At 46.4% G+C, this 13,507-nt stretch carries 13 protein-coding genes and 1 tRNA gene; 7 read left to right on the forward strand and 7 right to left on the reverse strand.

Annotated elements, in window-relative coordinates; genetic code table 11:
* Positions 1–68 precede the first annotated feature (68 nt).
* Positions 69–533 (reverse strand): RidA family protein, encoded by a 465-nt coding sequence (locus tag RIF36_RS11160; protein ID WP_350093805.1) that lies wholly within the window; start codon positions 531–533, stop codon positions 69–71.
* A gap of 264 nt (positions 534–797) precedes the next feature.
* Between RIF36_RS11160 and RIF36_RS11165 the strand changes: the two genes are divergently transcribed.
* The 7 genes from RIF36_RS11165 (at position 798) to RIF36_RS11195 (ending at position 7,146) form a co-directional block, all read left to right on the forward strand.
* Entirely contained in the window at positions 798–1,784 is a 987-nt protein-coding gene (locus RIF36_RS11165; protein ID WP_350128567.1) for an AAA family ATPase, read from the forward strand.
* The gene (locus RIF36_RS11170) at positions 1,781–2,236 is read left to right on the forward strand and encodes a hypothetical protein (RefSeq protein ID WP_350149348.1); all 456 of its coding nucleotides are present in this window, start codon (positions 1,781–1,783) and stop codon (positions 2,234–2,236) included. Before RIF36_RS11165 ends, RIF36_RS11170 begins: the two co-directional genes overlap by 4 nt.
* 74 nt (positions 2,237–2,310) lie before the next feature.
* Complete coding sequence (locus RIF36_RS11175; RefSeq protein ID WP_350128564.1) at positions 2,311–3,888, forward strand: solute:sodium symporter family transporter; 1,578 nt, start codon at positions 2,311–2,313, stop codon at positions 3,886–3,888.
* Positions 3,889–3,942: 54 nt separating this feature from the next.
* Positions 3,943–4,800, forward strand: coding sequence for an inositol oxygenase family protein (locus RIF36_RS11180; RefSeq protein ID WP_350128561.1), 858 nt, complete (start codon positions 3,943–3,945; stop codon positions 4,798–4,800).
* 62 nt (positions 4,801–4,862) lie between these two features.
* Positions 4,863–6,599: an arylsulfatase gene (locus RIF36_RS11185; RefSeq protein ID WP_350128558.1), complete on the forward strand. Its 1,737-nt coding sequence runs from the start codon at positions 4,863–4,865 to the stop codon at positions 6,597–6,599.
* Positions 6,600–6,706: 107 nt separating this feature from the next.
* Positions 6,707–6,780: transfer RNA gene (locus tag RIF36_RS11190), tRNA-Pro, on the forward strand.
* A 129-nt stretch (positions 6,781–6,909) separates the two neighbouring features.
* Positions 6,910–7,146, forward strand: coding sequence for a GIY-YIG nuclease family protein (locus RIF36_RS11195; protein WP_350149349.1), 237 nt, complete (start codon positions 6,910–6,912; stop codon positions 7,144–7,146).
* A 264-nt stretch (positions 7,147–7,410) separates the two neighbouring features.
* On the opposite strand, the gene RIF36_RS11200 is transcribed toward RIF36_RS11195, so the two are convergent.
* The 6 genes from RIF36_RS11200 to RIF36_RS11225 all read right to left on the reverse strand — a co-directional run bounded on the left by RIF36_RS11200 (position 7,411) and on the right by RIF36_RS11225 (position 13,465).
* Positions 7,411–8,817: an MBL fold metallo-hydrolase gene (locus RIF36_RS11200; protein ID WP_350128555.1), complete on the reverse strand. Its 1,407-nt coding sequence runs from the start codon at positions 8,815–8,817 to the stop codon at positions 7,411–7,413.
* Positions 8,818–8,914: 97 nt separating this feature from the next.
* Positions 8,915–10,348, reverse strand: a complete 1,434-nt coding sequence (locus RIF36_RS11205) for an OprD family outer membrane porin (protein WP_350128552.1) — start codon at positions 10,346–10,348, stop codon at positions 8,915–8,917.
* Between the two features lie 5 nt (positions 10,349–10,353).
* Entirely contained in the window at positions 10,354–11,412 is a 1,059-nt protein-coding gene (locus RIF36_RS11210) for a c-type cytochrome (protein ID WP_350128549.1), read from the reverse strand.
* 16 nt (positions 11,413–11,428) lie between these two features.
* The gene (locus tag RIF36_RS11215) at positions 11,429–11,941 is read right to left on the reverse strand and encodes a DUF6691 family protein (RefSeq protein ID WP_350128546.1); all 513 of its coding nucleotides are present in this window, start codon (positions 11,939–11,941) and stop codon (positions 11,429–11,431) included.
* 21 nt (positions 11,942–11,962) lie between these two features.
* The gene (locus RIF36_RS11220; protein ID WP_350128543.1) at positions 11,963–12,538 is read right to left on the reverse strand and encodes a YeeE/YedE family protein; all 576 of its coding nucleotides are present in this window, start codon (positions 12,536–12,538) and stop codon (positions 11,963–11,965) included.
* Positions 12,539–12,670: 132 nt separating this feature from the next.
* Positions 12,671–13,465, reverse strand: a complete 795-nt coding sequence (locus tag RIF36_RS11225) for a sulfite exporter TauE/SafE family protein (protein ID WP_350128540.1) — start codon at positions 13,463–13,465, stop codon at positions 12,671–12,673.
* Positions 13,466–13,507 lie beyond the last annotated feature (42 nt).

Raw genomic sequence — 13,507 nt, forward strand, 5'->3', positions numbered from 1 at the left:
GAGTTAAGGGTGTGAAAAGGGGAAATAGACCCTGCTTTCTCCTTAGAAAGCAGGGTCCTTAATGGTATTTAAACGTAAGCGATACAGTCAATTTCTACCAACGAATCACCAGGTACGCCGCCATAGGTGGCCACAGTTGTTCTTACCGGTGGTTTGGCACCGAACCTGCCTTTGTAGACTTCGTTCATGGCTTTGTAGTCGTTCAAGTCCGCAAGGAACACGCTCACCTTCAATACCTTTTCCATGGAGGATCCGGCTTTGATGAGTTCTTTTTCCAATTCCTTTAGCACATGATCGGTGTGTGATTTGATGTCGCCTTCGAAATGAGCCCCTTTTCCGGCGATAAACACCAGGTTGCCCATTTGAGTGGAGCCTGAAAATAACGGCATGTCCTGAAAGGTAGTGATATTGTTAGCCTTCTTTTCGAGCGTGGCTGGTGCGGCGTTGACCGATGAAACGGCTCCAAAACCTGCAAAGCCAGCTATACCGGCAAAAAGCTTTTTCAGGGTAGATCTGCGTTCTAGTTTTTCCATGATAAGAGTCAGTTTAGCGTCGTATGATTGAGTAAGTGAGTAATATGATGTACAGCCTCAATTTGAGAAAAAAAAGCGAGAGTTGAAACTCTTATTATTTGTCAAAATGTAATTGTGTGCGCAAACAAATTTTATTGAAGCACTTTTGGGCCATATCTAAGTTAAGGGTAGTTTGAGTTGGGATAAGCTAGTCATTGAAGCCGTGTTGGGGAAAGAAGCGCTTATAACCAATTCCATTTTCATAATAAATTCTATTTTTGATTTATGATAAAGCAATTAGCTATAAAGAATTTCAAATCTATTAAGAGCCTTGAGATTCCTTGTAAGAAGCTCAATGTATTCATTGGGGAGCCAAACAGCGGGAAGAGTAACATTTTAGAAGCACTTTCTTTAAAAAGCCAAAGCTCATTTGGTAGATACTTGAGTAAGGATATATTCCGATATAAAACTATTGGAGACCTTTTCTATGACTTCGATATTAACACACCCATCGAAGTAAATACAGATAATGATAATGCGTTGCTTTTTTATGCTATTCGTGAGAACAAGATACCAGAGAACCAGTTCCATTTCATAATGGGGGATCAACAAAAAGCAGCCAATCCGATTCGCATAGCGCATGATGGGGAAGTTGTCGGCTCTGGGGACATTCACAACACCAAAGTCAAATTTTACGAATTCAAGCGGCTACAAGCCTTTGCGCCAGGTTATATGCCACATTTATCTGTTCCTTTTGGGGATAATTTGCCAGGTTTGCTTCTTTCCAATTCAAATCTTAAAAAATGGGTATCTGACTTTTTTAAGTCGAAAGATTTAACCCTTACATTGAAACCAACGGAGAATGATTTGACCATAAGCAAGTTTGTGGAGGGAGAAATATACAGCTATCCCTACTTTTCAATTTCTGAAACTCTGCAGAGGATCGTGTTTTATAGTATGGCTATTAAAAGCAATGAAAACTCGACGCTACTACTTGACGAGCCTGAGAGTAATACCTTCCCCTTTTATACTAAATTTCTAGGTGAAAGCATTGCGTTGGACGAGTCTAACCAGTTTTTTATTACTACTCACAACCCTTACCTATTATTAAGCCTTATTGAGAAGTCGAAGTCTGCTGATTTGAACGTATGCCTTGTCCAAATGAAAGACTTTAAGACGGTTGTTACTGTTTTGGACGAAAAACAGCTTTCAAAGGTGTTGGATTTCGAGTCGGACGTGTTTTTTAATTTCGATAAGATTGTCCAAAAATGAAAAACGTCCACGTGGAGTGTTATCCCGATGAAGCATTGGTGAAGAAACTTGGTTTTACCAGAAAATGTATCATTCACCATGCCGGCAGATCCAGGGTATTTAAAAAGTTGAGTCAAATGAATGGTGGACTTGCTGTGGTCGATGAAGACTTGGGCAGCCCAAGATCAACATATGAAAAGAACCTACGTTTTGTAGAAGAATCGAATGGTTTAAAGCTGTATGCTGACTCCCTTCAGAACAAAGCTATTGTCCTGAACGATAAGCTTGAAAGCTGGATTGTCTACTTGTGTAAAAGCAGCGGTGTGAAACTTTCGGATTTTAAACTTCCTGATAAGCCGAAGCAACTGCATGATGTCATTCACCACAGCATTCCCAAATTTGAAGCCTTATTGGATCATTTGGTAGAAATAAACAGCCCTGGTTTAGCCCAACTGAGTAAATGGTTGAAGTAAAGAATTTTTTGGCGATCCGAGTTGACTAGATCAATTTCTGTGACATAACTCCTCCGTAACACACCCCTACTTACATGCTACTCACCGTTTTATCATTTCTGGCTTTTACCGGTTTCGTTGCCCTCTTTTCGTGGTACAAGCTCCGTAAAGACAAGCTGGACACACAGGACGGCTACTTTCTGGGTGGTCGTAGCCTCACTGGCGTAGTCATTGCCGGTTCCATGCTGCTTACCAATATTTCTACTGAGCACCTGATAGGGATGAATGGCTCGGCTTACAAAAATGGCTTCATCATCATAGCCTGGGAGGTGACCTCGGCGGTAGCATTGGTCATTGGCGCTCTCTATTTCATTCCGACGTTTCTCAAAATGGGGCTGACGACTATCCCACAGTACCTTGAGTATCGTTTTGATCGAATCACAAGAACGCTGGTAGCTCTTTTTCTGATCGTGTCGTTTGTCGTTACGCTGCTGCCCATAGTGCTCTATACTGGTGCCATCAACCTGGAAAGTATCTTTAACGTATCAGAGACGCTAGGTGTCACTCAGGGACAGGGGCTTTGGCTGACGGTCATCATTATAGGGGTGATAGGCTCTATTTATGCTATTTTTGGCGGATTAAAGGCTGTGGCTTTTTCCGACACGATCAATGGTATTGGGTTGTTTGCTGGAGGCTTGTTGGTGCTTGGATTTGCATTGTGGGATATTGGCGGTGGTAATGTGATTGAGGGGCTTAGCAAAGTGTACAAGGCAGCCCCTGAAAAATTCAATGTGATCGGAGCAAAGGACTCTGTGTTGCCGTTTGAGGTGCTTTTTACAGGACTCATGATCAATCAGTTGTATTTCTGGAGCATGAACCAAACAATTATTCAAAGGGCTTTTGGTGCCAAAAATCTTGCTGAAGCTCAAAAGGGGTTGCTGTATACCGGAGTATTAAAGCTGTTTGTGCCGCTCATTATTGTGCTTCCAGGTGTGATCGGCTTTTACTATTTCGGCGACTCACTTTACGATAACCAGGACTTGATCTATCCTGAACTCATTAAAAAAGTGTTGCCGGTTGGTCTCACTGGCTTCTTCGCTGCAGTGGTGCTGGGGGCTGTGTTAAGCACTTTCAACAGTGTGCTCAACAGTACCGCTACCATCTTTAGCCTTGGTATCTACAAAAGGCATTTAAACAAGGACGCTTCCGAGAAGCAGCTGGTTTGGATAGGGAAGTTGACTTCCATTATTCTGGCGGTGTGCGCTATCGCAGCGGCTCCGATGGTGGCCGGTGCTCCCGATGGCCTGTACCAACTTCTGCAGCAGCTCAACGGCATCTTCTTCATTCCTATCGCTTCGATACTTATCGCTGGCCTTTTTATACCCAAAATATCCGCTGTGGCGGCCAAGGCAGCGCTATTTATCGGTCTGGCTTTTTACATCCTTACCAGTTTCATCTTCAAGGTCGACATTCACTTTGTGCATCTGTGGGGTATAGAATTTGTTTTGAACATGGTGGTAATGTTCGGCGTGTCCTACTTTTACCCCAATACCAATACATTTAAACCTGCCGATATTGAGTCGATACAAATGCATCCATGGAAGTACGCCAGGCATCTCGGCCTCCTTTTGGTAGTGCTCACAGTGGCTATTTACATTTGGCTGGGGCAGTGAATTGGTTTAGAATCTCAGTTTCAATTATTATCTTAGTAAAAAATTTAAGCACCTATGAAGGACGTTACACCTCATCAGATGGAAGAGCTTTGGGAAGAAGATCTTTTAGAAAGATATCCCGAAGAAGGAAAGCCTGCCAAAGCAAAGGACGAATTCAGAAACTATGATGATCCTGCCAGAGACACTGTAAGGGAATTTTACCGTGTCAATCATATCAATCAAACCTATGATTTTGTGATGGCAAAGGAAAAGGAGTTTCTCAAGTTTGATAAAAGAGAAATGAAGCTCTGGGATGCGGTGGAATTTCTAAATACCCTGGTCGACGATTCCGACCCCGATACTGATCTGGACCAAACGCAACACCTCCTTCAAACTTCTGAAGCCATTCGTGCGGACGGTCACCCGGACTGGTTTGTGCTGACGGGTTTCCTTCACGATTTGGGTAAGGTGCTTTGCCTTTTTGGTGAGCCTCAGTGGTGCGTGGTGGGTGATACTTTTCCAGTTGGTTGCAGGCACTCAGACAAGATTGTGTATCCTGAGTTTTTCAAAGACAATGCCGATACCTACGACGAGCGTTTCAATACTAAATACGGCGTTTACGAACCAAATTGTGGTTTAGATAATGTTCACCTTTCCTGGGGGCACGATGAATACATCTACCAAATTATGAAAGACTACCTTCCGCAAGAGGGGTTAGCCATGTTGCGTTACCATAGTTTCTATTCACAGCATCGGGAGAATGCCTACGAGCACCTGATGAACAAGGATGACCATAAGCTGTTTGAATGGGTGAATAAATTCAATCCGTACGACTTGTACTCAAAGGCGGCCACTCCACCCAACGTGAAGGAGTTGAGGCCCTATTACGAAGACCTTGCTTCAAAATATTTGCCCGACACTTTGAAGTTTTGATCTGCGAAAACAATAACAGTTATGACCGGAAGAACCTCTTCCGGTTTTTTTAATTTTAGCTCATGAGAAATCTACTATTGTCTTTTATTGCCGTGTTTTCTATCGGATGCCTTTCAGGTTGTGAAGAGCCAGAACTGAAGCGGCCTAATATTCTCCTTGTGCTTACCGACGACCAGGGTTGGGGCGACCTGGCTTTTCATGGAAATGATAGTGTGAGTACTCCACACCTTGATTGGCTGGCACAACATGCTACGGAGTTTACAAGGTTCTACGTTTCTCCAGTTTGTGCACCCACCAGGGCGAGTATCCTCACCGGGCGCTACCACCTGGCCACTGGCACCTCGTGGGTGACGCACCGAATGGAAGTGATGCGTGAGGGAGAAGTGACAATGGCTGAGGTAATGAAAGCTGCCGGTTACCGTACAGGGCTGTTTGGGAAGTGGCACAATGGCAAGCAGTACCCACATGATCCTGTTGGGCAGGGTTTTCAGGAGTTTTTTGGCTTCAAAGAAGGCCACTTTAATAACTACTTCGACGCTACACTCACGCACAATTTTGAGGAGGTAAAGACGCAGGGATACATGGCCAACGTGCTGGCTGACAAAGCCATGGAGTTTATGGCCAACGACGGCCCTTTCTTGTGCATGCTAACACTCAACACCCCTCATGGACCTTTTCAGGTGCCTGATGAATATTTTGATAAGTATGCGGCGATGGGATTGAGCAACAAGGATGCAGCCGTCTATGGAATGGTCGAGAACATTGATGACATTATGGGGCGTTTGCTTGATCATTTGAATGCCATTCAGAAAGAGGAAGAAACCATCGTCATTTTCATGACAGACAACGGCCCCAACGGCGTGCGTTACAATGGCGGCTTTAAAGGTATTAAAGCCCATGTCGACGAGGGTGGGGTGAGAGTACCTTTTTTGATCCGCTACCCCCGACTTGGCTGGGACAAGGGGGCGAAGATTGAAAAGATGGCGGCGCATATTGATATCCTACCGACGCTGGCTGAGCTGACAGGGATTGTGCTGCCCGATAGCCTGAATATTCATGGAAAGAGTTTGCTTCCAATGACTGAATCGGCACCTGGCTGGCCCAATCGAAAGTTTTACACACACCAGGTGATTCGTGAAGTGGATACTATTCCGTCGGCTGTTCGGAGCGATCAGTACTTGCTGACAATGAAGCCTAATGAAACGGCTCTTTATGACCTGCTGGCCGACCCGTTCCAAAAGCAGAACATTATCGATTCGCTACCAGAGCTGGCGGCAAGTATGCAGGCCGACTATCGAAAATGGTTTGGCGAAGTAACCAAAAACGGAACAACGCCAGAACCCATCCAAATAGGTCATGCCCGGGTGCCGGAAATAGAGCTGCCTGCTCCAGACGTGTTTGCTAAAGAAGCGATAGCATTTAAGGGAGGCATTGGTTGGGCCAACGACTGGTTCACCGGCGTGAGCAATGAGTCAAAAGCTAGCTGGGACTTGCTGGCGGTGGACACAGCCACCTATGCGGTGTATGTGGAAATGGTATGTGAAACAGCGGCCCCATTTAATGTTCGTATTTCGCTTGGAAGCGAGGTGGTTCAAAAGGAAGTTTCCGCAAGCCTTTCGGCTCCGCAACTCGAAAGCCCCGATCGTGAAGACCGGGGGGAGGTATATGAAAGAAAATGGCCATTGGTATTTGCCGGCAACCTGAAAGTAAACCCGGGAAGTGACGAACTAAGTGTCAGCGTTAATGGTTTTTCTGGAAGTAGCCTGGAGATTAAGTCAATCAGGTTGAGGATGTTATAATGATTGATGAATTAAAGTGAAAAAAGTATTGTGTGGAAATAGAAGATTCCGCATCTTTGCAGCCTCGTTTGAGAATCAGGGCACACGGAACCTGATTGATTGAAGTACGGGATGTAGCGCAGTCCGGTAGCGCATCTGGTTTGGGACCAGAGGGTCCCAGGTTCGAATCCTGGTATCCCGACTCCGCCCGCCATAGCTTTTCAGCGACGGCGGGCTTTTTTTTGTTTTAAGGTTTACGAGAAATTGACGACCTTTCTGCCGGGCTTCGTCGGGCAGGCCCGACCCCATGGTTTTTCAAAAATCACTCATCATGCAGTACGTTTACATTCTCAGGTGTTCGGATGGGAATTTGTACACCGGATGTACAGCAAACGTGGACGAACGGTTGTCTAGACACAATGCTGGCTATGTGCCAGCAACGAAGTCACGATTGCCGGTTACCCTTCTAACATATATTGCTTTCACAGAGCAGCACAAAGCTTTCGCTTTCGAGAAGTACCTCAAGACTGGATCAGGGAGGGCGTTTTTGAATAAGCGACTCATTTGAACTAAATATTTGGCCGAAACTCCGCCCGCCATAGCTTTTCAGCGACGGCGGGCTTTTTTTGTTTCAAAGGGTTACCAGTTTGTTCGAACTTTAGTCAAGCGGGCTCCGTCGGGCAGGCTTAAACCTTTTGCTTCTTTATGTAATGACAAGATACTCTTGCAAAAAAAACAATCCCCAGAAATATTGCTTGATCCAAAAAAGCTGCTTCGCCAGGGATGATGAATCATCCTTTGCGAAGCAGCTACAAATTTGAGTTATTGTTGTTTAATTGTCCGTTACAACAGGCTCACCGGCATTTGCCCATTCGCCCATGCCACCTGAATAGTTCTTCACATTTTTGAAGCCATTTTTGGCCAGGATTGAGTAACCAATCGAAGACCGGTCGCCTGACTGGCAGTGGATAATTACCTGCTGGTCTTTTTTGATCTTGTCAAGGTTCTTCTCAAGGGTTCCGATGAACACATTGTCTGTCCCTTTAATATGCCCTGTTTTATATTCAGCAGCTCCACGCAAATCCACTACCTGGGTGTGGTTTGTTTTCAGGATGTCTTTGAACTCATCGAGTGAGATCACACTGGCCTTTTCAAGTTTGTTGCCTAGCTCTTCCCAAACTTCAACACCAGAAACGTACCCATAAATATTATCGAGACCTATGCGCATTAGTTTACGGGTAAGATCATCGTGGGTAGCCTCTTCCGCTATCAGAATAAATGGCTCGTCATAGGAAAGGAACCAGCCCATCCACGTGGCAAAGGCATTGTTGCCTTGAATATTGATAGTTCCTGGGACGAACCCCTTGGCAAAATCAGTTTTCATTCGGGTATCAATTACCTTAATGCCTTTGTCCATGGCTGCCTTGAAGTCTTCTTTAGACAACTTTTTCAATGCTGGCACCTCAGTCATCAGCTTTCTGTCGACCTTGTTCAGCTTTTTCATCATCGCAAAGTACTTGGGAGGCTCCGGCTGATCTTCCAGCAGGTATTTCACAAAGCCAGTTTCGTCATTTTCATGCTGAAGCGCCCAGTTTCTCACTTTTTCGTAGCCTACCGTGGTACTCGGCACAGCACCGAGGGCTTTGCCACATGCAGAACCTGCGCCATGACCCGGCCACACCTGAATGTATTCGGCAAGTTGACGGAAGCGCTCAATAGATTTAAACATCTGCTTCGCACCAACCTCCTTGGTTCCTTTGATCCCGGCAGCTTCTTCGAGCAGATCAGGCCTTCCTACATCTCCAACAAAAACAAAGTCGCCGGTGAACATCATTACGGGCTTGTCACTGGCAGGCATGTCAGTCAATAAAAAGCTAATACTTTCCGGCGTATGTCCCGGAGTGTGAAAAACTTCGAATTTGAGGTTTCCGACGTTGAAGATTGAACCATCTATTAGTCCGACATGGGGAAACTCATACTGCCAGCCTTGTCCTCCTTCGTCAGAAAGATACATTTCGGCACCTGTAAGAGCGGCTAACTCTCTTGATCCCGAAAGGAAGTCGGCATGTATATGTGTTTCCGCTATGTGGGTTATCTTCATTTTGTTTTGCCGGGCAATCTCAAGATAAGTGTCGACATCCCTCTTGGGGTCAATAACAATTGCTACACCTTCTTTCTGGCATCCAATAAAATAGCTGGCCTGGGCGAGTGATTTGTCGTATACGTGCTGGAAATACATGTTTATTTGGTTTTGATTTATTGTAAAGGTCGGATTGAAGAGTGTCTTTCTCAGTGATTCTTGTCACAAAGGGCCTTTTTTCTGTTTTTTGTTCCGTTTAGAAATTGTAGTCAAACACCAGCGAGATGTGGTGCATGTCTACTTTGTTGTGAAAATTGGCGGGTGTTTCTGGTAGATTTTTTTCAAGCGCACCTTTGTAGACATACATAAGGTCGGCTTGCAAGCCATGAAGAGATCTACCGAAATTGTATTTGGCTCTCACGTTTAATTGATAAAAGCTGGGCATATTGTACTTATTCAAAGCTGGAGAGTCTAATGCAGGCATGCTGAAAACTCCCCCCATACTTTGAAGGGAGATCCGCTTGTTCTCATCCAAAAACAGCGTGTTTTTGACCGTCACGGCGTGAACGTCTCCAGCGCCTTCCATCCTCTCCCGGTTCATAAATGTAAAAAAGGGTTCAATGCCCCATTCTCTGGGGAACAGAAAGCGCCCTGTAGCCGCAATTCGGGTATAGTTTAAGCTCCATCCCGTTTTGGTTGAAAGGTTGGCCCAACCTATTTTTAATCCGAAGGCATGTGCCTGCTCACCCTCACTGACGTACTGTTGTTCGATGGGCAGATCGCCCTGGTAAAGAGACTGCTGGAAAAGGTACTGTCCTCCAAGAGACCATTTCGAAGCATTTGTCTCCTTTGCCCATTCTCCGTTAAGCAAGCTGGTCGTGAATAGCTTTGGAATCGTATAGTTCCAGGCATTGACCTGGAAAGTTTTAACGGGCAGGTAGGTGATGCCTGCGATGGCTATTCCAGGCAAGCTGAGGCGTCCGGCATACTCAGCCTTAGCGCCGTTAACAGCCCTACCCACTGGGTAAACACCTATCGACTCATCGATACTGAGCCACTGTACGGTGCTGCGGGGTGAGGTGCGCCACAGCCATCCACCCTTTAGCTTAACCTTCTTCCACTCGTTTATATCAGCCCAAACACCCTCCTGAAGGTTGGGCATCATTCTTCCATCCTGAGGGTTGATCATCGGCGTTTTTAATCCAAACTTGCCAACCTGAATGTAAGACTTGCTTTTTGCCGACAGAACGTATCGCAGGTACAGGTTCTCCACCCTGCCAAGGTCACTCCGATTGTCGGGGTTTAACACATCAAATAAGCCTACCTCGTAACGGTTGTTGAATGGGGGCTGATTACTCAAACCGCTGGATGCCAGGTTGTAGGTAAAGAAGCCACTCACGGCTACCTGGAAATTTTTAATAATCGGCGAATAGTAGCCCAAACCAGCGCCGACACCCAGGGCATAGTAGTCCGGGAAGTCTTCGTGGTTGACAGTGGCCATCGAAAAGCTTCTTAGGCGCCCTTCAAAGGTTCCATAGGAGTGGAGCTTTGTGTTAAGAGTATCTGCTGCTTCCTTTTTCTCAAAACTGAGCTCTCTTGAAAGCCAGGCCGGATCGGCCTGCCGGGCACGGGCTGACGATGGCCATAGCGTTGTAAGGAAAAATGTGGTAAGTAAAAATATACGATACATGATTGCTAGTTTGAGACCGCCTGAGCTCGTCTTTTTTCTTCAATAGGTTTAAATGGGCCATATTTATGCTGCTCCTCTTCAAAGCCGTCGGCGTATGGCCCAAAGGGATGGTCGATGGGCTTTTTAGATATGTCGGGCCAGTCTTTGCTAAGGTCTTTGCCAGGGCGGGGCAGGCTGTTCACATAGGCAGCAATGTGCCAGGCCTCCTCATCGGAGAGTTGTGGGTTATCGTAGGTAACGCCCAGCGGCATATTGGCTTTTATATAGCCGGCAAATTTTGAAAGTCGATACAGTCCGGCTCCCTGGTTGTAGCTGTGATCGCCCCAAAGTGGAGGGTAAACGTATTCCGTGCCATCTCCATTGGCGAGCCCTGCACCATTTTGCATATGACAAACGACGCATTTTTGCTCATACAGGAGCTTGCCAGCGGCTGGATTGGCGGGCTCATCGAGGTACGCAAGTGTCACCAAACCCGCACCCTCGGGCTTTTTGCCTTTTTCCACATCCTGTCCCAGCCACTTGATATAGGCAACAATGGCCTGCATCTCTTTGCTATCCTCTTTCAGTGGCGATCCGTTAAGACTTCGCTCAAAGCAACCGTTGACCCTGCTGGCAATACTTGTTTCCTTACCGGATCGGGCCCTCACTTGAGGGTAGGTGCTGGCTACACCGCCATAGTTATTGCCAAAGGGCTTGGTGCCCGCCTGAAGATGACAGTTTTGACAGTTCAAACCGTTGCTGATTTGTGCCACTGTTCCTTTCAGGCCCAGGTAAAGAGAAGTATGAGCAATCAGCTCTTTGCCATAGCGAATCATCTCCCCCTGGCTTCCTGCCGGAAGGCTACTTTCAAGCGGTGCCTCCCAAAGAGTGCTTGCCCTGGGGCTAACGGGTTGGATAGTCTTGTTAGGCGTGGTGGCAGTGCCTGCTACTGCCGCTAACTTGCCTGGCTTGATCATCAGGGAGGCAATGAGGCCACCTGATGCCACCAGCAACAAAAGCACGGCGACAATCAGTAAATTCAGTAAACTGATTATTTGTTTTGGGTTAAATGATGGCTGGTTCATGGAGTGTAATTTCCCATTAGTGAGGTAGTTTGTCACGCAGCAGCCCATATACCCATGTGCCGGCTATTGCGCTAATAAGAGTAACTGTCACTACAGAAAAACCGCTGCCTATTTGGGCGTAAAGCGGACCAGGGCAGGCACCGGTAATGGCCCAACCAAGACCAAATATCAACGCACCGATCACGTTGCCCCAGTGAAATTTCTTGTCGTGAAAAACTACTTTTTCCCCCTGTAGGGTATTGATCTTGAATTTTTTTATAGCCCAAACAGAGAGAATACCTACGACTACAGCCGTTCCTATCACGCCGTACATGTGAAATGAGTGCAACCGGAACATTTCCTGAATTCTATACCAGGAGATGATTTCGGCCTTTACGAAGACGATGCCAAATGCCAGACCGACAATAAGGTACTTGATATTGGACGTAAAGTGGTTGTCTTCTGAGATTTGGTCATTGGGTGCTTCGCATTCAATGGGATGCTCTATGGTTACGGTTTGAGTGTCTGCGACCTGAGTTGAGTTTTTCATGAGTTTTGTGGGAATGAGAGTTTAAGCAATAAGTTGAAAGAGCCATGGAAAGACGAGGTGAACCATTGCAAAGCCACCAACCATGAAACAGCAAGTGGCTACCAACGAGGGCCATTGCAGGTTAGAAAGGCCCATGATGGCATGTCCGGATGTGCAGCCGCCGCCATAGCGTGTGCCGAAGCCTACCATGAACCCGCCGATGACAAAGAAGAAGAGTCCTTTGATTGTCAGTAGGTTATCGATGGTGAAAATGGAGGCTGGCATCAAATTGTTGTCGACGGTGATGTTGAGGGCCTGGAGATCGGCAATGGTGGCTGGGGCTACTTGTATCGGTTGAGGGTTACTAAGCCAGACCGACGCCACTAAACCACCGAGCAGCACACCGCCAACAAAAAAGAGGTTCCAGCTTTCTTTTTTCCAATTGTATTGAAAAAAGGGGATGCTGGCAGGAGCACAGGCTGCGCAAATGTGACGAAGAGAAGAAGACACGCCAAAGTGCTTGTTGCCAAGCAGTAAAAGCGTTGGCACGGTAAGGCCAATTAAGGCGCCCGCTATATACCATGGCCATGGTTGAAGAATGGTTTCAAATAGACTCATTGATAGAATATGCTTTAGATGATAGTTTTAGAAATGTGCGGGCAAGGAAAAGCTTCCTGAACCCTGACGATATTGCTGTTCTATGGGGCAACCTTCCGGCTACCTGACTGGCTGGTTTGGGTGCGTCTCGAATTAGAAGAGAAGTTCCTTTCCGAGGATGTAAAAGCCCATGACCAACACGAAGTATCCGAATACCGGCTTGAGCTTTTCATTAGGGATAAACTTGGTGAGATAACTGCCAGCAAATATTCCCACGATGGCAAAGGCGGAGAAGATCAGCATAAACCTGTAGTCGATAATGAGTGCTCCGCTTAAGTCGCCAGTAAACCCGATCAGCGACTTCATGGCTATAATGAGGAGCGATGTCCCGACTGCTTTTTTCATCGGCAAACCAGCCATCAAAACCAGCGCCGGAATGATCAGGAAGCCGCCTCCGGCTCCTACGAGTCCCGTTATACCTCCCACCAATAGCCCTTCGGCAAGAATGATGAGGTAGTTATAATGCGTATCAGATTGTCCCTCTTCCTTCTTCTTTGGCTTTCTGATCATTGAGATGGATGCCAACAGCATGAGGGTTGCGAATAACACCATCACAAATAGTGATTTTGTCACGGTAACTGACCCAATCGTCATGATGGTATCCGGAATGGCCGGTACCAGAAACTTGCGTACGCTGTAAACAGAAATGATGGCCGGCAGCCCAAAGATGAATGCGGTTTTTAAATCCACATTACCTTTTTTGAAGTGACTGACTGATCCTACCAAACTTGTTAGTCCCACGACGAAGAGCGAGTAGGCTGTTGAAGCCACCGGATCCACACCAAAGAGATAAACAAGGATCGGCACTGTTAGAATGGAGCCTCCCCCGCCAATAAGCCCCAGCGATAGTCCCATGATGACTGAGGCCGAAAATCCAATTAATTCCATATGCTCCCTGTTTTAAATGATGTTTTTTATGTTCGTGAAGAG

The sequence above is a fragment of the Imperialibacter sp. genome (assembly GCF_040222815.1).
Lineage (GTDB): Bacteria > Bacteroidota > Bacteroidia > Cytophagales > Cyclobacteriaceae > Imperialibacter.